Annotated in this window: 20 protein-coding genes; 10 read left to right on the top strand and 10 right to left on the bottom strand. The window is 75.3% G+C overall.

The annotated features are described in order from the left end of the window. Positions 1-20 precede the first annotated feature (20 nt). Positions 21-758, bottom strand: coding sequence for an SDR family NAD(P)-dependent oxidoreductase (locus tag HS048_RS19885; RefSeq protein WP_196468198.1), 738 nt, complete (start codon positions 756-758; stop codon positions 21-23). A 91-nt stretch (positions 759-849) separates the two neighbouring features. On the opposite strand from HS048_RS19885, the gene HS048_RS19880 reads away from it, so the two are divergent. After that, positions 850-1,461 (top strand): TetR/AcrR family transcriptional regulator, encoded by a 612-nt coding sequence (locus tag HS048_RS19880; protein WP_196468197.1) that lies wholly within the window; start codon positions 850-852, stop codon positions 1,459-1,461. Between the two features lie 233 nt (positions 1,462-1,694). Beyond that, complete coding sequence (locus HS048_RS19875; protein WP_196468196.1) at positions 1,695-2,150, top strand: DNA-binding protein; 456 nt, start codon at positions 1,695-1,697, stop codon at positions 2,148-2,150. Between the two features lie 15 nt (positions 2,151-2,165). Here HS048_RS19875 and HS048_RS19870 read toward each other — a convergent pair whose 3' ends face one another. The 3 genes from HS048_RS19870 to HS048_RS19860 form a co-directional block, all read right to left on the bottom strand. Next, on the bottom strand, positions 2,166-2,870 hold the full coding sequence (locus tag HS048_RS19870; protein ID WP_374058798.1) for a response regulator: 705 nt from the start codon (positions 2,868-2,870) through the stop codon (positions 2,166-2,168). Positions 2,871-2,911: 41 nt separating this feature from the next. Beyond that, positions 2,912-4,114 (bottom strand): sensor histidine kinase, encoded by a 1,203-nt coding sequence (locus HS048_RS19865; RefSeq protein WP_068900776.1) that lies wholly within the window; start codon positions 4,112-4,114, stop codon positions 2,912-2,914. 136 nt (positions 4,115-4,250) lie between these two features. After that, positions 4,251-5,072: a DUF305 domain-containing protein gene (locus tag HS048_RS19860; RefSeq protein WP_196468195.1), complete on the bottom strand. Its 822-nt coding sequence runs from the start codon at positions 5,070-5,072 to the stop codon at positions 4,251-4,253. Positions 5,073-5,570: 498 nt separating this feature from the next. On the opposite strand from HS048_RS19860, the gene HS048_RS19855 reads away from it, so the two are divergent. Both HS048_RS19855 and HS048_RS19850 read left to right on the top strand, forming a co-directional pair. Further along, positions 5,571-6,866 carry an ABC transporter ATP-binding protein gene (locus HS048_RS19855; protein ID WP_196468194.1) on the top strand — a complete coding sequence of 432 codons (1,296 nt, stop codon included), beginning with the start codon at positions 5,571-5,573 and terminating at the stop codon, positions 6,864-6,866. Further along, a complete protein-coding gene (locus tag HS048_RS19850; protein ID WP_196468193.1) occupies positions 6,863-7,993 on the top strand; it encodes an ABC transporter ATP-binding protein in 1,131 nt (376 codons plus the stop codon). Before HS048_RS19855 ends, HS048_RS19850 begins: the two co-directional genes overlap by 4 nt. Positions 7,994-8,037: 44 nt before the next feature. Here HS048_RS19850 and HS048_RS19845 read toward each other — a convergent pair whose 3' ends face one another. After that, positions 8,038-8,880: an SGNH/GDSL hydrolase family protein gene (locus HS048_RS19845; RefSeq protein ID WP_196468192.1), complete on the bottom strand. Its 843-nt coding sequence runs from the start codon at positions 8,878-8,880 to the stop codon at positions 8,038-8,040. Further along, positions 8,867-9,436 (bottom strand): PadR family transcriptional regulator, encoded by a 570-nt coding sequence (locus HS048_RS19840; protein ID WP_196468191.1) that lies wholly within the window; start codon positions 9,434-9,436, stop codon positions 8,867-8,869. Before HS048_RS19840 ends, HS048_RS19845 begins: the two co-directional genes overlap by 14 nt. 313 nt (positions 9,437-9,749) lie before the next feature. Between HS048_RS19840 and HS048_RS19835 the strand changes: the two genes are divergently transcribed. Beyond that, complete coding sequence (locus tag HS048_RS19835; protein ID WP_196468190.1) at positions 9,750-10,442, top strand: hypothetical protein; 693 nt, start codon at positions 9,750-9,752, stop codon at positions 10,440-10,442. A 94-nt stretch (positions 10,443-10,536) separates the two neighbouring features. Here HS048_RS19835 and HS048_RS19830 read toward each other — a convergent pair whose 3' ends face one another. Then, positions 10,537-11,319 (bottom strand): alpha/beta fold hydrolase, encoded by a 783-nt coding sequence (locus tag HS048_RS19830; protein ID WP_068901011.1) that lies wholly within the window; start codon positions 11,317-11,319, stop codon positions 10,537-10,539. 59 nt (positions 11,320-11,378) lie between these two features. On the opposite strand from HS048_RS19830, the gene HS048_RS19825 reads away from it, so the two are divergent. Continuing rightward, a complete protein-coding gene (locus HS048_RS19825) occupies positions 11,379-11,729 on the top strand; it encodes a MerR family transcriptional regulator (RefSeq protein ID WP_068900762.1) in 351 nt (116 codons plus the stop codon). A gap of 144 nt (positions 11,730-11,873) precedes the next feature. On the opposite strand, the gene HS048_RS19820 is transcribed toward HS048_RS19825, so the two are convergent. Beyond that, positions 11,874-13,010: a hypothetical protein gene (locus HS048_RS19820; protein ID WP_196468189.1), complete on the bottom strand. Its 1,137-nt coding sequence runs from the start codon at positions 13,008-13,010 to the stop codon at positions 11,874-11,876. Positions 13,011-13,571: 561 nt separating this feature from the next. Here HS048_RS19820 and HS048_RS19815 point away from each other — a divergent pair. The 3 genes from HS048_RS19815 (at position 13,572) to HS048_RS19805 (ending at position 17,478) form a co-directional block, all read left to right on the top strand. Further along, complete coding sequence (locus tag HS048_RS19815) at positions 13,572-14,798, top strand: glycosyltransferase (RefSeq protein ID WP_196468188.1); 1,227 nt, start codon at positions 13,572-13,574, stop codon at positions 14,796-14,798. A gap of 179 nt (positions 14,799-14,977) precedes the next feature. Then, positions 14,978-16,015 (top strand): linear amide C-N hydrolase, encoded by a 1,038-nt coding sequence (locus HS048_RS19810; RefSeq protein ID WP_068900756.1) that lies wholly within the window; start codon positions 14,978-14,980, stop codon positions 16,013-16,015. A 101-nt stretch (positions 16,016-16,116) separates the two neighbouring features. Beyond that, positions 16,117-17,478 carry a CoA transferase gene (locus HS048_RS19805; protein WP_196468187.1) on the top strand — a complete coding sequence of 454 codons (1,362 nt, stop codon included), beginning with the start codon at positions 16,117-16,119 and terminating at the stop codon, positions 17,476-17,478. 11 nt (positions 17,479-17,489) lie between these two features. On the opposite strand, the gene pip is transcribed toward HS048_RS19805, so the two are convergent. Further along, complete coding sequence (pip, locus tag HS048_RS19800) at positions 17,490-18,458, bottom strand: prolyl aminopeptidase (protein WP_307832564.1); 969 nt, start codon at positions 18,456-18,458, stop codon at positions 17,490-17,492. A gap of 226 nt (positions 18,459-18,684) precedes the next feature. Between pip and HS048_RS19795 the strand changes: the two genes are divergently transcribed. Next, the gene (locus HS048_RS19795; protein ID WP_068900752.1) at positions 18,685-19,164 is read left to right on the top strand and encodes a hypothetical protein; all 480 of its coding nucleotides are present in this window, start codon (positions 18,685-18,687) and stop codon (positions 19,162-19,164) included. Between the two features lie 107 nt (positions 19,165-19,271). Here HS048_RS19795 and HS048_RS19790 read toward each other — a convergent pair whose 3' ends face one another. Continuing rightward, a complete protein-coding gene (locus HS048_RS19790; protein ID WP_196468185.1) occupies positions 19,272-19,691 on the bottom strand; it encodes a PepSY domain-containing protein in 420 nt (139 codons plus the stop codon). Between the last annotated feature and the right edge of the window lie 155 nt (positions 19,692-19,846).

Raw genomic sequence — 19,846 nt, 5'->3', positions numbered from 1 at the left:
TCGGCAGCCGCGAGCGTCGGTCAGATGGCCGTCCGGCCGCCGTCGACGGTGATGGTGGCACCGTGCACGAAGGCCGCGCCCGGTCCGGCGAGGTAGACCGCGGCGCTTGCGATCTCCTCCGGCACGGCCGGGCGCCCGGCGGGGAATCCGCTGGTGAACTCGTCGAGCCCGGCGCCCATGGGCGCGGTGCCGGGGGTGCGGGTCGGGCCGGGGGCGATCGCGTTGACGTTGACGCCGGACGGCCCGAACTCCGCCGCCCACGACTTGGTCAGCAGTTCGAGCGCGGCCTTGGAGGCACCGTACAGCCCCATGTTGTCGGTGCCGAGGTGGGCGGCGATCGAGCTGATGTTGATGATCCGGCCGCGGCCCTGCGCCGCCATGAGCGGGGCGAGCGCGGCGGTCAGGAAGTAGGGGGCCCGCACGTTGAGGTTCATGGTGGCCTCGAACGTCGCCTCGTCGGTCTGCGCGGTGCCGCGCACCGGGTAGACGCCCGCGTTGTTGACGAGCACGTCGACCGGGCCGTGCGCCTTCACCGCCTCGACGAGCGCGGCGACCCCGCCGGACGCACCGAGGTCCGCGATGACCGGCGAGGCGGTGCCGCCGGACGCGGCGATGCCGGCGACGACCTCGGCGGCGCGTGCCGCGTCGCGCCCGGCGACGAGCACGTGTGCGCCTTCGCGGCCGAACGCCTCGGCGATGGCGCGGCCGATGCCGGAGGTCGCTCCGGTGACGAGCGCGCGGGAACCGGTGAGTTGCATGAGGGGCCTCATTCCGAGCAGTAACTGGACTGTACGGTCCACTCTAATCACAATTGGACTGAACGGTCCAATCAGTTGGTAGGATCGGAACGTGCCGGAGGAACCCAGGACCGAGCGCGGACGGCGCACCAGGGAGCGCATCGTGGCCGCCGCCGCGGGCCTCGTCGAGCGCCAGGGAGTCGAGGCCACCAGCCTCGACCAGGTCCTGGCCGAGGCCAGGGCCAGCAAGAGCCAGCTGTACCACTACTTCGCCGACAAGCAGGCGCTGGTCCGCGCGATCATCGCCTGGCAGACCACGACGATCATGGACGGCATCGCGGAGCACCTGGCCGCGATCGACTCCTGGACGGGCCTGGACGCCTGGTTCGACGCGCTGGTCGCCCACCAGCAGGCCCTGGACTGCCGCATCGGATGCCCGATCGGATCACTCGCCGCCGAACTCGCCGACACGGACGAGCCCGCCCGCCAGGACCTCGCCCGCTCGTTCGACGCCTGGGCCGCACAGCTGCGCACGGTGCTCGACCGGCTGCGCGACCGCGGCCTGATCCGGGCGGACGCCGACACGGCGACGCTGGCCCAGTCCACCCTCGCCGCGATCCAGGGTGGCCTCCTGCTCGCCAAGACGACCCGCGACCCGCAACGGCTGCGCGCCGCCCTCACCGCCGCAGGCGGCTATCTGCGCTCCCTCGCGCCGCCGCCCTGACGTCCCGGCACTCCGGGACCACGGACCGCGACGGCCGACTCACCCGCGCTCCTCCGCAGGAATCCCGAGGTCCGTCCGCCCCGGCGGAGAAGCGGGCCCCGCCCCGGGCGGGACGCATCGGCGGCCGGTCCCGACCCCCGCGGACGGAGGCACCCGCGGACACTCCCAACAATTGAACGGATCGTTCAAAACAAGTAGTTGACAACCGCTCGTGTTCTGATCATCCTGGTCGCATGTCGTCGATTCCCGAGCAGCCCGCAGATCCCTTCACACCCCCGCCCGCGGGGCAGGCGCGAGCGCACCGCGAGTACGCGTCGCTCCTGCGCATCACCGAACGGCACGCGGCCACCGACGCGCAGCGCCGGCGGCAGGTCCATCCCTCGGTCCTCGGACCGCACGAGGCCGTCAGGATCGTGTCGTTCCTGCTCAGCGGGGCGGCGCTGCCGGACGACGGCGAGCCGGAGGTGGATCGGGCCGACATCGTCGCCGCCCTGACCCTCGTCCCCCAGGCCCGTGCGGAGGCGGACGATCTGGAGGCCGGGCTCATCCGGATGGCGCGGGGCCGCGGCATGACGTGGCAGGAGATCGCCTTCGGCCTCGGACTCGGCACCCCGCAGGCCGCCAGGCAGCGCTACGAACGGCTGGCCGGACGGACGACCGCCTCCGGATCACCGGACGACCGCTCCTGAGGAGCGCCGGACCGGTTACCGGCGGCCGTCCTGACCGGCGACGAGCCCGCCCTCGTAGGCGGCGATGACGAGCTGGGCCCGGTCCCGGGCCTGCAGCTTGGCCAGGAGGCGGCCGATGTGGGTCTTGACCGTGCCGACGGTGAGGTGCAGGTGCTCGGCGATCTCGGAGTTGGACATGCCCCTGCCGACGAGGGCGAGCACCTCGCGCTCGCGCTGGGTGACGTCGCCGAGGTCCCGTACGGCCGGGGCGGGGCGGGAGCCCTGCAGGAACTCGGTGATGAGCCGGCGGGTCACGGTGGGCGCGAGCAGCGCCTCACCGGAGGCGACGATGCGGATGGCGGCCAGCAGCTCGGTCGCGGCGGCGCTCTTGAGCAGGAAGCCGCTCGCCCCGGCCTGCAGCGACGCGTACACGTATTCGTCCAGATCGAACGTGGTCAGGATCAGTACGCGCGCGCCGGCGCTGACGGGGTCGGCGCAGATGCGCCGGGTCGCCTCGATGCCGTCCATGTCCGGCATGCGCACGTCCATGAGGACGACGTCGGGCCGGTGCCGGCGGGCCAGGAACACGGCTTCGGCGCCGGTGCCGGCCTCGCCCACGACGGCCAGCCCCGGGGTGGCGTCGATGAGGAGTTTGAAACTGTCGCGGATCAGCACCTGGTCCTCGGCGAGCAGGACCCGGACGGGCCGGAGCGGGTCGTGCGGGGCGACGTCGGTGCTCATGTCCTCGATGCTCATGCCGTCCGTGCTCATGTCCTCGATGCTCATGCCTGGGTGCCGTCCGGGTCGTAGGGCAGCCGGGCCGCCACGCGGAAACCTCCTTCGGGCCGGGGCCCCGCCTCGAACGCGCCTCCGTACATCTTGGCGCGCTCGCGCATGCCGATCAGGCCGTGGCCGCCGTGGTCCGCCCGCGGCGGACGGCCGTGGCGGGGGCCGTCGTCGACGACCTCGATCACGGCCTCCCGCCCGTCGACGTCGACGGTGACCGCGCAGCGGGTGGGCCCCACGTGGGTGACGACGTTGGTCAGGGCCTGCTGCACGATCCGGTACACCGACACCGCGACCGCGGCGGGCAGCGCGGCCTCCCCTCGGACGGTCAGCTCCACCTCGACCCCGGCCGAGCGGGCGTGGGCGGCCAGCTCGGGCAGGTCCCCCATGCCGGGGACGGGCATGGGGGCCTGGTGGGGATCTCCGTCGGCGCGCAGCAGGTCGAGCACCCGGTGGATCTCGGCCAGTGTGCTGCGGCTGGTCTGCTCGATGACGGCCAGCGCGGCGCGGGCCTCCTGCGGGCGGGCCTCGGCGACGTGGTTGGCGACGGTGGCCTTGACGGTGATCAGGCTCATGCTGTGGCCGATGATGTCGTGCAGTTCCCGGGCGATGCGCCTGCGCTCGTCGGTCACCGCGGTGTCGGCGAGGTGGCGGACGAGGCGGGCGGTCGTGTTCCGCTTCCAGCGGACGACCGTTCCGACGGCCCACGCGACGGTCAGCAGCACACCGGTCGTACCGATCTCGATCGGCCAGGCCGGCCGTATCTCACTGGGGGTCGCCGCGGGTTCGAGGCCGGGGAACACCTGCGCGTAGAAGACCAGGATCGCGGTCACCGCGGCGGACAGGCAGGCCGCCAGAGCCACCGCCGACCATGCGATCGGAGCGGTGGCGGCCACCAGGTACAGCACGAGCACGGTCGGCGCGAAAGTCAGCCAGATCGCACCCACCGCGACGGCGCCGGCCATGGTCGCCACCGCGGCCGTGGCGCACGCGAGGGCGAGCGCGGCCCGAGGCCGGCGCCGCCGGACGGCGATCGGGAAGCTCACGACCGCCGCCGCCGGCCAGGCCGACCAGGCGGGCCACGGCGACGACGGCCCCGGCGGGTCGACGAAGGCGTACCTGATGATCAGCGCCAAGGCGACCGCCACCACCGCGTCGGTGACGACCTTCCCATCGAGCCGCCGCCCAGTCCATTGCATGGACAGGACGGTATCGCCTTACCGATCATGCGGCATCCGCCCACGGTAGGACAGCCGGGTCCGTCCGGGGTCATACCGCCGGGCGGAGGTTCCGACCCCGGTCGGATGTGCCGGACCGGATCACCGGCCCGGCGCGCTAGTGTCCGTCGCGTCCGTCGCGTCCGCCTGGGCGCCCGGACAGCCAGGTCCGCAGGTCGGCGACCTGCGCCTGCTGGGCGACGATGCCCGTGGCCGACGCCACCCGCAGCTCGGGGTGGACGGCGCGGGCCTCCGGCTCCAGGAACTCCATGATGCCCCAGAGGTGGTGCGGGATCATCATCCGTGCGAACTCGACGTCGAACCGCCTGCCCGCGGGGACCTCCCGCAGTTCCGCGACCATCATCGCCAGTTCCTCGTCCAGGTCCTCGATCTCCCGGCGGGCCTCTCGGGGGAGCCGCTGCACGGCCTGCCGCGGGGTGAGCCCGTACCAGTCGCGCAGCCAGCGGGTGAACTGCCCGATCTGGAAGCCCTGGAAGGCGATGATGTTCTCGGAGTGGGTGCGGAGCTGCGGGTCGACGCCGCGCTGGAGATGCAGCCGGGACATCTCGACCCCGGCGCGGTGGTGCGGGATCATCTGCGCGAAGAACGCGATCTCCAGCAGATCGCCCTCCAGCTTGGCCAGGGTCTCCCCGAAGTCGTAGGCCCTCGGCGGGGTGGGATACGGCTGGAGGTCGGAGTCGTGGTCGTGGTGGCCCCGGGGCGCGGCGACGCGGGACGCGGTCGGCACGGCGGCACGCGGCCTGTCCGGCGCGGCGACGCGGGACGCGGCCGGCGCGGCGGCGACGTTCGGAGCGTTCCACGTGACCGCGACGGAGCTGCCGGGCGAGGTGCTCCAGGCGATCGTGACGGGAACGACGATCGCCCCGGCGGCGACGGCCGTGGCGACGGCGATGTTTCGGCGGAGAGCGGTCAGGCGCATGCTGCGGGCACCTCTTCTGGGTCGGTGAACGGGTCGGCTGAACGGGCCGTCCGGACGGGCGGCCGGATCGCCGGGTCCCCCGGATCACGTGCACGGCGACCGGCCAGTCGCCGCCGTTGACCGGGCACCGCCGTCGGCCGGCGTCCCCGCAGGCGTCCCTCCCGTCCGCCCGCTGGGCGGGCGGGTGCCGCACCGTCACGCGTGATCGTCGTGTAACCGCGCCGCGCGCTCAAGCGCGACACGGGGCCGCGCGGGCGGGTGGCGGAACCCTGACGTGATCACGACCGAGGGCGGGCGGGACGGACCAGGAGGACGTAAAACGCAGGGCCGCGGATGACCCCGGCGGCTGCGCGCCCGGATAACCGGTTGCCCCCCGCGCGAGCCGCCTGTTCTACTCGCCATCGGCGGTTCCGCCCGCCGGCTACCGAGGAGGCTCGATGAGGCGCACGTCCATGTCCATCCGGAACACTCCGACCCTGTGCGCAAAGGACATGACGTTTGGTCACCTCATCGACCGCATCGACCTCGGGGAGGGCCTCCGCTAGGCGCCTCCTCCGTTCCCTTCTCCCGGGGCCCGGCCCGGCCGCGCTCCTGGCCCTGGCCGTCACGGCCGCCGCGACCCTGCCGCTCGCGGCGCCGCAGCTCACCCGCCGGTTCGTCGACGACGCGGCCGCCGGCGCCGGCCGGCTCACCCTCATCGCGCTGGGTTACCTCGGCCTGGCCGTCGCCGGGCAGGCCGCCCGGCTGGTCACCGCCTGGCTGGCCGGCAAGGTGGCCTGGGACGGGACCGACCGGCTGCGCGAACGGCTGGCCGAGCGGCGCTCGGACGCGGTGGGCAGCGGCATCCTGGCCGGTACGGGCGCGGCGTTCGCGGCGGGCACCGCGCTCATGCTCGCCCTGTCGGGCACGCTCAGCACCGGCACCGCGGTGCTGCTGCTGCAGTACACGCTCATGGTCCGCACGCCGTTCGAGCGGCTGATCGACCAACTGCGCCGTTACCAGACGGCCGTCGCCGGCCTGGCGCGCATCGGCGGCCTGCTGGCCGAACGGCCCGCGCTGCGGGTGCCCGCCGCCCCCCGGCCCCTGCCCGCCGCCGGACCGCTCGGCCTGGAACTGGACGCCGTCGGTTTCGCCTACGACGGCGAACCCGTGCTCAGGGACGTCACCCTGCGCCTCGCGCCGGGTGAGACGCTCGGCCTGGTGGGCCGCACCGGCGGCGGCAAGACCACCGTCGCCCGCCTGGTGGCGCACCTGTACGACCCGGTGGCGGGCGCCGTCCGGGTCGGCGGGGTGGACCTGCGCGAGGCCGATCCGGCCTCGGTCCGCGGCAGGGTCTGCATGGTCACCCAGGACGTCCACCTGTTCACCGCGAGCGTCCGCGACAACCTCGCCCTGTTCCGGTCGCACCCCGGCGACGACCGCCTGCGGGCGGCGCTGGCCGAGGCGGGGCTCCCCGGCTGGGACCTGGACGCCCCGCTCGGCGCGGTCTCGGCGGGGCAGGCACAGCTGCTGGCCTTCGCACGGGCCCTCCTCGCCGACCCCGGGCTGGTGATCCTGGACGAGCCCTCCAGCCGCCTCGACCCGGCCGCCGAACGCGGCCTGCAGCGCGCCATGACGCGGCTGCTGACCGGCGGGACCGGGGTGGTCATCGCGCACCGGCTCGCGTCGCTGTCCCACGTCGACAAGATCGCCGTCGTGTCCGACGGCGAGATCACCGAGTACGGCGCGCGCCGGGACCTGCTGGCCGACCCCGGCAGCCGGTTCTCCCGCATGCTCGCGGAGGCGCGCCGATGAGCCCCGTCACGGCGACGGCCCTCGCGCTGATCCGCTTCGATCTGCGCCGGCACGACCGGCTGCGCCGCGAGGCGGCGGTCAGGGACCGGCTCGCGACCGACCTGCTGGGCACCGCGACCGGCGCGAACGTCGAGGTCGGCATCGGCCTGCTCCTGCTGCTGGCCGCCCCGGCCATGCGCCGCGGCGACTTCACCGTGGGCGACCTGGCGCTGTTCACCGCCTATGCGGGCTGGCTCACCGCGCTGCCGCGGACCATCGGCTCGATCCTGGCGCGCATGCCCCAGGCGGCCGTCTCCGTCCGGCGGCTCACCGAGCTCATGGGCCCGGGAGAGGACCTGTCGCGCGACGGCGGCGTCCGGCTCGACCGGGACCACCCGGCCGTGCTCCCCCCGGCTCGCCACGACCCGCTGCGGGTGCTGCGGGCCCGGGGCCTGACCACCGCCCGCGGCCTGCACGGGGTGGACCTGGAGATCGAACGGGGATCGTTCACGGTGGTCACCGGCGCGGTCGGCGCGGGCAAGACGACGCTGGTGCGCGCCCTGCTGGGGCTGGAACCGCTGACGGCCGGGACGATCCGCTGGAACGGCGCGCCGGTCGCCGATCCGGGCGCCTTCATGATGCCCGGCCGCGTCGCCTACGCCGGGCAGGTTCCGCGGCTGTTCTCGGCCTCGCTGCGGGAGAACCTGCTGCTCGGACGGTCCGCCGAAGGACTGGAGCGGGCGGTGCGGCTGGCGGCGTTCGACCTCGACCTGGCGCGGATGCCGGGCGGGCTGGACGCGGTCGTCGGTTCCCGGGGCGTACGCCTGTCGGGCGGCCAGGCGCAGCGGGCGACCGCCGCGCGGGCGCTGGTCCGCTCGCCGGACCTGCTCGTGGTCGACGACCTGTCCTCGGCGCTGGACGTGGAGACCGAGCGGCTGCTGTGGGAGCGGATCAGCGGCGTCACCACGCTGCTGGTCGTCTCCCACCGGCCCGCCGTGCTGGAGCGGGCCGACCGGGTCGTCGTCCTGGACCGGGGCCGGGTGGCGGGTCGCGGGCCGTTGGCCGAGCTGCTGGAGACCTGCCCGGAGATGCGACGGCTGTGGTCGCTCGGCCCGCTGGACGAACCGGGATCGTCGGCGGTGCCGTGACCGGTGACGGCCCCGGGACGGGCCCGCCGCCTCCGGGGCACCGGTCAGGCGGTGTCCGCGGGCTCGCCGCGCCCGTCCACAGGCCCGCCCGGCCGGTTTCCCGCGGGGAGGACCGCGACGGGAAGCAGGTGCGGGCGCTTGGCCGTACGGCCGTCGCCGGAGGACCGGCCCCGCAGGCGCCTGCCGAGCCAGGGGCCGAGGAAGGCGGCGGCCCAGCGCAGTTCGACGGCCGCGGCCCGCCAGCCGGAGGAGACGGCCGCCGGGGAGGGCAGCGGGTGGGTCCAGTCGTCGCCGCTGCCGGGCAGCCCGAGCGCGTGGGCGACGGCCGCCGCGATCCGCTCGTGTCCGAGCGGGCTGGCGTGCAGCCGGTCCCGGCTCCACAGCCGCGGATCTGTGACGACCGCGTGGTGGGAGGTCTCGGCGACGACGACCCCGTGGCGCAGCGCCGCGGCGCGGATGCGCCGGTTGAGCGCGGCGGCGCGCGGGGCGGCCGGACGGGCGAGCGGGGTGATCCGCGTGATGTCGGGGAAGGTGAGGGTCGCCACGAGCGCGCCCTGGGCGGTGAGCTCGGCGAACATCGCCTCCAGGTGACCGGCCACCTCGTCGGCGTCGAACCTGGGCCGGAGCAGGTCGTTGACCCCGGCGACGACGGTGGCCAGGTCGGGGCGGAGGGCGAGGGCGGGGCCGAGCTGCTCGGCGTGGACCTGGGAGGCCAGGCGTCCGCGCACGGCGAGGTTGGCGTACCGGAGACCGGGGCTGGTCTCCGCGAGCCGGTCGGCCAGCCGGTCGGCCCAGCCGCGCAGGCCGCCGGTCTCGTCGCCGTCGCCGAGCCCCTCGGTCTGGCTGTCGCCCAGGGCGACGTAGCGCAGGTACTCACTCCCGGGCATGGGCCGCCCGCCTCTCTTCCAGGATCGCCGCGCTCCGGCGGCACCAGTCGCGGTTGCCCTGCTCGAAGGCGAGACCGCGCAGACACGTCAGGTAGGGGCCGATCCGCTCGCCGTGCCGCAGGAACTCCTCCTCGCTCCGGCCGCCGCGCAGCTTGCGCAGCAGGCCGCCGAGCAGCCGGATCTTGGCGTCGGCGAAGGCGGCCCGCTCCGTGAGCCGCGCGATCACCTCGCCGGCGTCGACGTGGTCGGCGGCCTGGACCTTGACGAGCAGGTCGTCGCGGATGAAGGAGGGTTTGCCGTCGGCCGCCGCGAACCGCTCCAGCTCGGCCAGACCGGCGTCGGTGACGGTGAACACCCGCTTGTTGGGCCGGGTGTCCTGCACGATCTCGCGGCCGCTGACGAGGCCGTCCCGCTCCAGCCTGGCGAGCTCGGCGTAGAGCTGCTGGGGAAGGGCGTGCCAGAAGTTGGCCACCCCCAGGTCGAACGCCTTGGCCAGCTGGTAGCCGCTGAGCTCCCCGTCCAGCAGGGCCACCAGCACGGCGTGCCGCAGGGCCATCGGTGCCGCCTCTCATTCCGACCAGACAGGCCAGTGCATCATAGTCAATTATAAGACTAATCACATTCTTGACCGTTCGCGAATCTCTTCGACGGCGACCTCGAACCGGCACCCCAGGTAACCATCTGATTACAAGAAGTCCTCTTGGTGGGCAACGTTCCGGCGACGAGGCAAAAGTGAAGACCTCCCAGTCCCGTCGGGTCTCGAGGTGCTCATGTCAGTTTCTCCAGGTGAGGAAACCGCCGCTGCCGCCCCGGCCGCCCTGCGGCCGCGGACGGGAACAGGACGAGGGGCCCACCGGCGTCCGGCCCGGGTGAGCGCCGGCACCGCGGCCGTCACCGCGCTGGCCGGGGCCGCCGTCGTCTACACGGGCGTGCTCGCCCCCACCGGCGCCGAACCGCCGCCACCCGCGGTCTCCGCTCCCGCCGCCACCCCCACGCCCGTCCCCCCGACCGCGGCGGCGCCGTCCGCCCCGGCGGCCGCCGCCTCGACGCCCCCGGCCCCCGAACCGGCGCCCCGCGAACACCGCCCCATGGTCCTGGCGAGCGCCCCGGCTCCCGCCCCCCAGGCCTTCCGCGTGCCCGGAGCCGTACCCCCGCCGAAGAGCACCGGCAGGTCCCGGCCCTCACCGCGCCCGTCACGGGCGGCCACGGCACCCTCGCGCCCGGCCGGGCCGTCCACCGACGCGCCGCGGCCCGCTCCCCGATCGGTGCCGGGTCCCGACACCGGGCACGACCGCGAGCACGACCGGGGGCGGGAGCACGACCGGGGGCGGGAGTCCGGCCAGGGGCGGGAGTCCGGCCGGGAACGCACACCGGAACGCGAACGCGACGCGCCCGCGCGCCCGGCGACCCCGCCGTCTCCCCCGTCGCCCCCTCCGGCCGCACGGCCGGAGGCTCCGGCTCCGGCTCCGGACGATCCGAGGCCCGAGCCGATGCCCGAGCGGACCTGCCGGCTCGGCGTCCAGGCGGATGCGGCACTGCTCACGATCGGCGTGTGCCTGTGACGGAGCGGACGCGCGGTTCCGCCTCCGCCCCGCTCCGCCGCGCCCCACGGCCCGTCCCGCCGGGAACCCCTCCCGGCGGGACGGGCCCGCCTCCTCAGAGGCCGTTCTCGACCAGGAATTTCTCGATCAGCTCCTGCCACTCCGCGGGCCGCTCGGCCATCACCACGTGCCCGGCGTCCACCTCGGCGTAGCGCGCCCCGGGGATGCGGTCCGCCAGATAGCGGGAGTTGGCCGGGTCGACCAGGATGTCACGCGTCGTGGCGATGACCAGTGTCGGCACCGCGATCCCGGCCAAGTCCTCCCGGGTGTCGGCGGACCGGCCCAGCGCCGCCTGCTCCACCACCCCGAGCGGAGGCCCCGCGGGGCCCGGGTCCAGCAGCTCGGCGAACTGCTCGGCGGGCAGCCCGTTGAGGAACTCGACGCTGAAGCCGTTCACCGTGCGCATCCGGGCGAAGCCCTCGGCGTCGCCGCGGGTCAGCAGGTGCTCCCAGAGACCCAGGGAGAGGTCGATCTGGTGGTCCGCCCTGGCGAAGCCCGCCGTCAGCACGAGTCCCCGCACCCGTTCCGGGTGACGGGCCGCGGCCCGCACCGCGACGGTGGTCCCCAGGGAGAAACCGATCAGGGTGAAGGACTCCACCCCGGCGTCGACCGCGGAGGCCACCACCGCGTCGGTCAGCTCGTCCAGAGTGAGGCCCGCAGCCGCCCGGGGAGTGGCTCCCGAGCCCGGGTAGTCGGGCCCGACGACGGTGTGGCCCTCGGCCAGGACAGGTATCAACGCCCCGTAATTGTCCGCGACGCTGCCGCTCGCGCCGTGGGCGAGCAGGATGCCGGGGCCGGAGCCGACAACGGTGGTGGAGAGTTCGGGAATCCGTTTCATGTCCACGAGGTTGGGGCTTCACATCGGTGTGAAGGTCAAGTCCCTGTGGAGGGAAAGTGATGCTGATCGGTGAACTGTCCCGGCGGACCGGTGTGAGCACCCGTCTGCTGCGCTACTACGAGGAGCAGGGCCTCCTCCACCCCGAACGGGACGGCAACGGCTACCGCCGCTACCGCCGCGAGTCCGTCGAGCGGGTCGCCCGCATCCGCGAGCTGCTCGACGCGGGCCTCCCCACCGAGACGATCCGCGACTTCCTGCCCTGCGCGGAGAACGGGCCGGAGCCTTCCGGCTGCGCCCGCTACACCGACATGCTGGACTCCCACCGCTTCCGCCTCGCCCGGGACATCGCCGAGCTCCAGCGCCGCCACGCGGCCTTGACCGCCTACGCCGACACCCTGCGCTCGGGGTGAGGGACCCGGCAGGCCGGTCCCCGCACACCGCCGGGGCGATCGCCCGCCGGTCGGGCGACGCCGTGCGGAACACGGCCCGGCCGGCCCGGCGCCACCGGTCAGACGGCGCTGGCCGACCCGGCGCCGCCGGTCAGACACCGCCGGTCAGACGGCGCCGAGCGGGCGCAGCCATCGGACGGGGACCCGGACCGGCACCGCCAGCGGCATCGCCACCGCCCGGCCGGCGTCGTCGCACAGCTCGCCGCGCACCCGGTAGGAGACACCCGGCTGCAGGCCGAACGCGCCGACCTGCTCCGGCGTGAGTTCGAGGTCGACGCCGTCGGACTCCACCACGCGCACCCCCTCGGCCAGGTGCGGGCCGCAGGCGGTGACCGTCATCGTGAAGGTGCCGCCGCGCAGCGGGCCGTACTCCCGGTGGAGCGCGGCGCCCAGGTCGCCGTGCGGGTCGTCGGCGGGTGACAGCTCGTCGGGCACGCGCACCAGGTATGCGGACCCGGCCACGATGCCCCCGGCGGGCCCGCCCGCACCGCCGTCCTCCTCCCCCGCGTCGTCCTTCCCGGTGAGGACCGGCCCCGCCGCGGCGGGCGGCCGGAGGACGGCGTCCGCCGCGGCGCGGCCGGGCGGCCAGACGTGCCGGGCCCGTACGGCGGGCTCACCGGCGGCCGGGGCCCAGGCGGTGGCCTCCAGCCGGTCCAGCCGCCTGCGCACGGCGGCCAGCTCCCGGCCGTGACGCGCGATCCCCCATGACTCGAAGGCCCGGCGGCCGCCCCCGCGGAACCGGAGGGAGCTCCGGCGCAGCATGGGCAGCGTGAGCACCACCCAGTAGGCCGCGGTGACGCCGGTCGCCGCCCAGCGGGTCTGCGGCGCGCTGCCGGCGGCCACCATGGTCAGGCCCGCGATCCCGTACAGCGTCCAGCCCACCCGGGCGCCCCACGACCGCCACAGCACCGCCGGCAGCCACATCGCGCAACCGGCCACCGCCCAGGCCCACTCGATCTGCTCCACGGTGACGGCCAGCCCGCCCGCGTGCTCGGTCAGGTAGGAATGGACGGGCCGGGTGAAGACCTGCGTCCAGGCGGCGTCGCGCAGGAGCCGCAGGCCGTCCGCGAGCAGCGGCGGGAGCACCGCCACCAGCCAGACCAGGACCGGCACCGCCAGGAGGACGGCCGCCCCCGCGGCGGCGACGCGCCGGCCGCGGTGCGCGCCGTCGCCGGAACGGCCGCGCGCCCCGCGCCGCAGCCGTTCGCAACGGTCGATGACATGGCCGAGCGGGCGCAGCACGGCGGCCTCCTTTCCGGGATCGCGGTCCTCCGTCCCCGCCCGGACGGCGTTCCCGGATGGCTTCTCGTGCGCTCCGGGACGGCCTCCGTCCGTGCGGACGGTGGTGCCGCCGGTACGGCCGCGCGCGACGACGCGGGACCTATCGCGACACCAGACCATTGAAGTCGTTTTAGTTAATATACGTCCCCTTTGAGAACTATCTACCCATTTGATAGCCGTCGCCGAGGCGGCCAGGCGGAGAGCGGCGGGGATCTCCTCATCGCCCGGGCGGCCGTCCGGGCCTGACGCCAGGCACCGCGGAACCCCAGGAGCACGGAGCGGAAAGGACGGCGGGGCGGAAGCCTTCGATCTTCCTCGCCACTTTCAAGCTATAGCGGAGAGGGGGGCTTGCGGCAAGGCCCCGGTGCCGGTCCAGAATTCGAGGCCGCAGGCCGGACCGGTGCACGCCGCACGGAGGCGGACGCGCGTGCGGGCTCCGCGCCTGACCGTGCGGCGGCCGGCCGCGACCGGGGCCCTCACGTCGGCCGTGACCGGGGCCTTTACTCGGAAGGGGAGTTCTCCATGCGTGTTCTGCTGTCGGCGATAGGGTCGCGCGGCGACGTCCAGCCGGTGGTGGCGCTGGCGGTGCGGTTGAGGGCCCTCGGCCAGGAGGCCCGCGTGTGCGCGCCGCCCGACTTCGGCGAGTGGGTCGAGGGCCTGGGCATCCCGTTCACGCCGCTGGGCCCCGAGCTGCGCCCGACCGGGAAGGCCGACCCGGCGGCGCCCCCGCCCTCGCCCGAGCAGCGGCGCCGGATGGTGGAGGGCACGATCGCCGTCCAGTTCGAGACGCTGCCGGCGGCCGCCGAGGACTGCGACGTCATCGTGGCGGGCGGCTACCTGCTGCCGGCCGCCCGTTCGGTGGCCGAGCGGATGGGGATCGGCTACGTCTTCGCCGGTTACTGCCCGATCGCCCTGCCCTCCCCGCACCACGCGCCGCCCCCGCTGCCGATGCAGGGGGACGCGCCGGCGGACAGCGCGGCCGACAACCGCACTCTCTGGGAGCGGGACGCCCGGCGCTGGAACGACCTCTTCGGCGCGGCGCTCAACGCGGTACGGGCGTCGGCCGGCCTGGCTCCGGTCGATGACGTGCGGAGCCACATGCTCACCGACCGGCCCTGGCTGGCCGCCGACCCGGCCCTGGCGCCCTGGCCCGGCGCCGGGGATCCGGGCGTCGTCCAGACCGGCGCCTGGATCCTGCCGGACGAACGCCCGCTCCCCGCGGAGCTGGAGGCGTTCCTCGATGCCGGGGAACCACCGGTCTACTTCGGTTTCGGCAGCATCCGCGCTCCGCGGGACCTCGGCCGGAACATGGTCCGGGCGGCCCGCGCGGCCGGCCGCCGCGCGGTCGTGCTCCGCGGATGGGCCGGCCTGGAGCCGCCGGACGACGGGCCCGACTGCCTGTCCATCGGCGAGGTCAACCAGCAGGCGCTCTTCCGGCGGGTCGCCGCCGCCGTGCACCACGGCGGCGCGGGCACCACCACCGCGGCCGCACGGGCCGGAGTGCCGCAGGTCGTCGTCCCCCAGCAGTTCGACCAGCACTACTGGGCGCAGCGGATCGGCGACCTCGGCGCAGGGACCGCGCACGCGCCCGGCGCGCCGACCGCCGGTTCGCTGGCCGAGGCCCTCGACCGCGTCCTCCGGCCGGAGGTGGCCGCCCGCGCCCGATCCGTCGCCGCCGCGGTGCGCACCGACGGCGCGGAGACCGCCGCACGGCTGCTGGCGGACGCCGGCGCCCGAAGCCCTTCCTGAAACCGCCGCCGGGGTCCCGCCCGATGCCCGTCCCGAAACCGCCGCCGGGACCCCGTCCGAAGCCCGGGCGCGGGTCCGGGCGCGGGTCCGGGCGCGGGTCCGGGCGCCCCGGGAGGATCCTCCCGGGCGGTCTGCGCGCGGGTCTGGCGGAGGCCGCCGCGACGGGGCACCATGGCGGGATGGCCGAATCTTCACGAGTCGCGGCGGCGCTCCTGCTCACCACCGCGCTGCTCGCCGGCTGCGCGAGCGGAACGGCCGCGCAGCCGGCGGAGAGACGCTCCACGCAGGACCCGCACGCGTCCGCGAGCGGCCGGGCGGCCCCGTCCGCCGACCACGCCGCCACGCTGGCGAGCCTGCGCAAGGTCGACGACCACCCCCTGTGGACCATGCGCTACCGGGGCGGCTACGACCGCTTCGCGGAGATCGCGCCCGCACTGACGCCGACCGGCTTCGGCTGCTCGCTGTTCTCCGCGCACGGAGATCCCGCCGCCCCGGTGTTCGGCCGCAACTTCGACTACGACCACCAGCCCGCGCTGCTGCTGTTCACCACGCCGCCGGACGGCCACGCGTCGGTGTCGATGGTGGACGTCTCCTATCTCGGCCTGAAGTCCGAGGCCGACTTCACCACCGCCGCCGGCCGCAGGGCGCTGCTGCAGGCCCCGCTGCTGCCGTTCGACGGCATGAACTCCAAGGGCCTGGTCGTGGGCATGGCCACCGTCCCCGCGTGGCAGCCGGGCTCCGACCCCGCACGGCGCACGGTGGGCAGCGTCCGCATCATGCGGCTGGTGCTGGACGGGGCCGCGACGGTGGACGAGGCCCTCGCGGTGTTCGGGCGCCACAACATCGACCCCTCCGACAGCCCGCCGCTGCACTACATGGTCGCCGACGCCGCGGGCCGGTCGGCGATCGTCGAGTTCGTCGACGGTGAGATGGTGGTGCACAGAGGGCGGGGACCGTGGCAGGCCATGGTGAACTTCGCCGTCACGGGGTCCACCGAGCAGAGCCGGCAGGCCGACCACCGCTACCGCACGGCCACCGCGGCACTGGAGGCCGCCGGAGGCGGGCTGTCGGCGGCCCGCGCCATGGACCTGCTCGCCCGCCTCCGGCAGGGCCACACCCAGTGGTCGATCGTCTACGGCGGGAAGAGCGGCGAGGTACGGCTGGCCACCGGCCGCAGGTACGGCACCGTGCACGAGTTCCGGCTGCCGATGGGCTGAGGACGGCACCGCCCGCCGCGCGATCCGCGGGGTGACGTGGAAGACCCGGCCCAGGCCGGCACCGCCCGCGCGACCGCGGGCCGATCGGGCAGACTGGCCCGATGGCATACGGCGAAGACGCGGCGACCGTTCACGCGTGGGCCGCTCTCGGCGGCCGGGACGAGCTGGCCGAGGCGGTCTCCTACGAGGGGGCGGGCGGAGTGCTGCCGGCCCGCCTCCCGGTCCGCGAACTGGCGCGGGCGAGCGTGGGCGTGTGCTCGCTGGCCGCCGCGGAGCTGCTGGCGCGGCGCAACGCCGTACCGGTCCCCGCGGTGCGGGTGCGGGAGGCGGCGGTGGCCACGGCCTTCACCAGCGAGCGGCACCTGCGGATCGACGGGCGGGCTCCGACGCCCTTCGCCCCGCTCTCCGGCTTCTGGCGCGCGTCCGACGGCTGGGTGCGCACCCACGCCAACTACCCGCACCACCGCTCCCGGCTGCTGGACGCCGTGGACGTCGGCGAGACCGGGGACGACCGGGCGCTGGCCGAGGTCTTCGCCGCGCGGATCGCGACGCGGCCGGCCCGGTGGATCCAGGAGACCGTCTACGCGGCCGGCGGCCTGGCCGTGGCCGTGGCCGACCCCTCCCCGGCCGCGCTCCCGCTCGTCGAGACCCGGCTCGCCGCCGGGAGCGGGCCCCGGGTTCTCCCGCCCGCGTCGCTGCCGGCCTGCGGGACACGGGTGCTGGACCTGACCAGGGTCATCGCCGGTCCCGTCGCGACGCGTACGCTCGCCCTGCTGGGAGCCGACGTGCTGCGCCTCGACCCGCCCGGCATCCCCGAGGACGCCGACTCCCACGCCGACACCGGGATGGGCAAACGCTCGGCGCTGCTGGACCTGTCCGCCCCCGAGGGGCGGCGCGTCCTGGAAGACCTCCTCGGCTCGGCCGACGTCGTGGTCACCGGCTACCGGCCCGGCAGCCTCGACCGGTACGGCCTGGCCCCCGACGCGCTGCTCTCGCGCCGCCCCGGACTGGTCGTCGCCCAGCTCTGCGCCTGGGGGTGGTCGGGACCCTGGGCCGGACGGCGCGGCTTCGACAGCCTCGTCCAGGCGGCGAGCGGCATCGCCGCCGTCGAGTCCGCGGCCGACGGCCGTCCCGGCGTGCTGCCCGCGCAGGCCCTGGACCACGCGACCGGCTATCTGCTCGCGGCCGCGGTCCTGCGGGCGCTGAGCGACCGGCAGCTCACCGGCGGCGGGCGGCTGCTGCGGCTCTCCCTGGCGGGCACCGCCTCCTGGCTCCTGCACGGCATCCGCCCGGTGCCCGCCGAGGGCGGGGCCTACGACCCGCGGCCCTGGCTGGCCGAGACCGCCTCGCCGTACGGAGCGCTCCGCCACGCCCTCCCCCCGGTCGCCTACGACGGCGCGCCCGGAACATGGAGCCGCCCGCCGACCCGGTGGGGAGGCGACCGTCCCGTCTGGGCCGGCTGACCGGCCGGGCCCTACCGGTCCGCGAAGCCGTCCAGAGCGGCCAGGACCTCCTTGCGCATCGTGCCGCTGCCGGTGTGGCCGGAGTCCTCCACGACGACGAGCCGCGCGTCGGGCCAGGCCCGGGCCAGCTGCCAGGCGGTGTCCAGCGGCGAGCCCAGGTCGAAGCGGCCGTGGATGAGCACGCCGGGGATGCCCGCCAGCCGGTGCGCCTCGCGCAGCAGCACCCCCTCCTCCAGCCAGGCGGCGTTGGAGAAGTAGTGGCTGCAGATGCGGACCATGGCCAGCAGGTCGGCGGGCGGCTGGTCGCTGTAGGCGTTCGGCTTGCCGTTGACCTCCAGGGAGATGACCGTGTCCTCCCACGCCGTCCAGTCGTGGGCGGCCTTGGTCCGCACCGCGGGGTCGGGGTCGGAGACCAGCCGCGCGTAGGCGGCCAGCAGGCCCGGCAGGTCGTCCGGACCGCCGCCGCGGACGGCCTCGGGGACCCCGTCGCGGAAGCGCTCCCACTGCTCGGGGAAGAACCGCCCGACACCGCGGTAGAGCCAGTCGATCTCGGAGCGGCGGGTCATGGTGACGCCGCAGACGACCATCTCCGACACCCGCTCGGGATGGGCTTCGGCGTAGGCGAGCATCAGCGTGGAACCCCACGACCCGCCGTACAGCAGCCACCGGTCGACGCCCAGGTGCTCGCGCAGCCGCTCCATGTCGGCGATCAGGTGACCGGTGGTGTTGGTCGTCAGGTCGGTGGCCGGGTCGGCGGCGTGCGGCAGGCTCCGGCCGCAGTTGCGCTGGTCGAACTGGATGATGCGGTAGCGCTCGGGGTCGAAACCGCGGCGCTGGTTCGGCGTGCAGCCCGAGCCGGGTCCGCCGTGGACGACGAGTGCGGGTTTGCCCGCGGGGTTCCCGCAGACCTCCCAGTGGACGAGGTGGCCGTCGCCGGTGTCGAGGTGGCCGTGGTCGTGGGGCTCGATCGGTGGGTACACCGCCCCAAGATACAACAGCACTGTTACATCTATGAACCCCGGCCGATCACCGGACCCTGCGGCGCCGGGCGCACCCGGACCGGGTCTCACGTCGCCTGCGGCGGCGGTGCGGTCACTCACCCGGGCACGCCCGGCCGGGTGGCCGGTCGGGTCGGCGTCGACGGCCTCGCCCCGCATTGTCGGTGACGGTCAGTAACATCGGCCTCCTGACGACGAGGAGGCCGCCATGACCCATCTTCTGAGCGTTCCCGTGCTGGTCACCACGGACCTGCCGCCGCAGACGGACCTGGCCGCCTTCGGGCGCGTGCTGGCCGGCGCGGTCGCCGCCCTGCCCTCACACGACGGCGCGCCCTACCCCGGTCACCTGCACGGCCGGGTGTTCTGGCTGGACCGGCCGGCACCCCCGGCCGAGTCCGGGGCTCCGGGCCCCGTCCCCGCCGACCTGCGTTTCGCCGCGCTGCTCGGGTTCCTGTCGGCCGCCCCCGGGACCTCGCGCCTGTCCGCCAGGGAGGTTCTCGCCGACGCCCGCGCGGCGATCATCGCGGCCGTCACCGCCGCCTACGGCGACCTGGGCAGCGCGCCCGCGGTGCTGGCCATCCGCTCCCAGGACGTGCGCGAGCGCACCCCGGAGACGGCCCTCACCGTGGTGACCCCCGACGCCGACTCGTCCCTGATCCGGGCCGCCCGTACGCAGCCGGTGGGCTGAGCCGCCCGCCCCGCGGGCGGCGGGACGAACGACAGCGAGCCGGACGACGGCGAAGCGGGCGGCGGGGCCGGGAGCGGACCGGCGGGTGCGCACCGGGCGCGACCGGGTCAGTCGTCGTCCGGCTCGCCGCTCTCCTGCTCGGCGCCCTCCTGGCCGTCGTCCTCGGTGTCGGCCGCCACCGGAACGATCTTGCCGGTGGCGGCGTCGACGGCTATCGTCCGCTCGGCGCCCTTGCCGTCGGCGACCTCGACCTCCCAGGTCGCGGCGGCGCCCTCGGTCTCCAGCTCCGAGGAGACGATCCAGCCCCCGCTCACCTGGGACAGCGCGGTCTTCTGGGCCTGCTCCGCCAGGACGGCGGGCTTGACCGCGGGAGCCGCGTCGTCGTCGCCCTGCGGAGCGGGAGAGGCCGTGGCGGCCGGCGCCGGGGAGGCCGGAGCGGCCTCGTGCTGCTCGGCGAAGGCGACGCCGCCGCCGACCGCGAGGACGGCGAGGGCGAGTCCGGAAAAGACGATCACTGGCTTGCGCATGGGGGTTTCTCCGTATCCGTGAGAAGAGTCCGTGGTGAGAGTCCGCCAGGGGCGGTCCGGGTGAGGAGCCGGTCAGGCCGCGGTCGCCCGGCGGGTCCCGCCGCGGCCGTGGCCACTCTCCGAGAGTGCCTCTGCGGGCGATAGCGGGATGCTGC

Source organism: Planomonospora sp. ID91781 (assembly GCF_015711595.1).
Classification (GTDB): domain Bacteria; phylum Actinomycetota; class Actinomycetes; order Streptosporangiales; family Streptosporangiaceae; genus Planomonospora; species Planomonospora parontospora.
This window is presented reverse-complemented; position numbering and strand designations above follow the sequence as displayed.

Coding starts and splice junctions, on each gene's coding strand:
- HS048_RS19885 (WP_196468198.1), bottom strand. CDS start 758: ATGCAACTCACCGGTTCCCGCGCGCTCGTCACCGGAGCGACCTCCGGC.
- HS048_RS19875 (WP_196468196.1), top strand. CDS start 1,695: ATGTCGTCGATTCCCGAGCAGCCCGCAGATCCCTTCACACCCCCGCCC.
- HS048_RS19870 (WP_374058798.1), bottom strand. CDS start 2,870: ATGAGCACCGACGTCGCCCCGCACGACCCGCTCCGGCCCGTCCGGGTC.
- HS048_RS19865 (WP_068900776.1), bottom strand. CDS start 4,114: ATGCAATGGACTGGGCGGCGGCTCGATGGGAAGGTCGTCACCGACGCG.
- HS048_RS19860 (WP_196468195.1), bottom strand. CDS start 5,072: ATGCGCCTGACCGCTCTCCGCCGAAACATCGCCGTCGCCACGGCCGTC.
- HS048_RS19850 (WP_196468193.1), top strand. CDS start 6,863: ATGAGCCCCGTCACGGCGACGGCCCTCGCGCTGATCCGCTTCGATCTG.
- HS048_RS19845 (WP_196468192.1), bottom strand. CDS start 8,880: ATGCCCGGGAGTGAGTACCTGCGCTACGTCGCCCTGGGCGACAGCCAG.
- HS048_RS19840 (WP_196468191.1), bottom strand. CDS start 9,436: ATGGCCCTGCGGCACGCCGTGCTGGTGGCCCTGCTGGACGGGGAGCTC.
- HS048_RS19830 (WP_068901011.1), bottom strand. CDS start 11,319: ATGAAACGGATTCCCGAACTCTCCACCACCGTTGTCGGCTCCGGCCCC.
- HS048_RS19825 (WP_068900762.1), top strand. CDS start 11,379: ATGCTGATCGGTGAACTGTCCCGGCGGACCGGTGTGAGCACCCGTCTG.
- HS048_RS19815 (WP_196468188.1), top strand. CDS start 13,572: ATGCGTGTTCTGCTGTCGGCGATAGGGTCGCGCGGCGACGTCCAGCCG.
- HS048_RS19810 (WP_068900756.1), top strand. CDS start 14,978: ATGGCCGAATCTTCACGAGTCGCGGCGGCGCTCCTGCTCACCACCGCG.
- HS048_RS19805 (WP_196468187.1), top strand. CDS start 16,117: ATGGCATACGGCGAAGACGCGGCGACCGTTCACGCGTGGGCCGCTCTC.
- HS048_RS19795 (WP_068900752.1), top strand. CDS start 18,685: ATGACCCATCTTCTGAGCGTTCCCGTGCTGGTCACCACGGACCTGCCG.
- HS048_RS19790 (WP_196468185.1), bottom strand. CDS start 19,691: ATGCGCAAGCCAGTGATCGTCTTTTCCGGACTCGCCCTCGCCGTCCTC.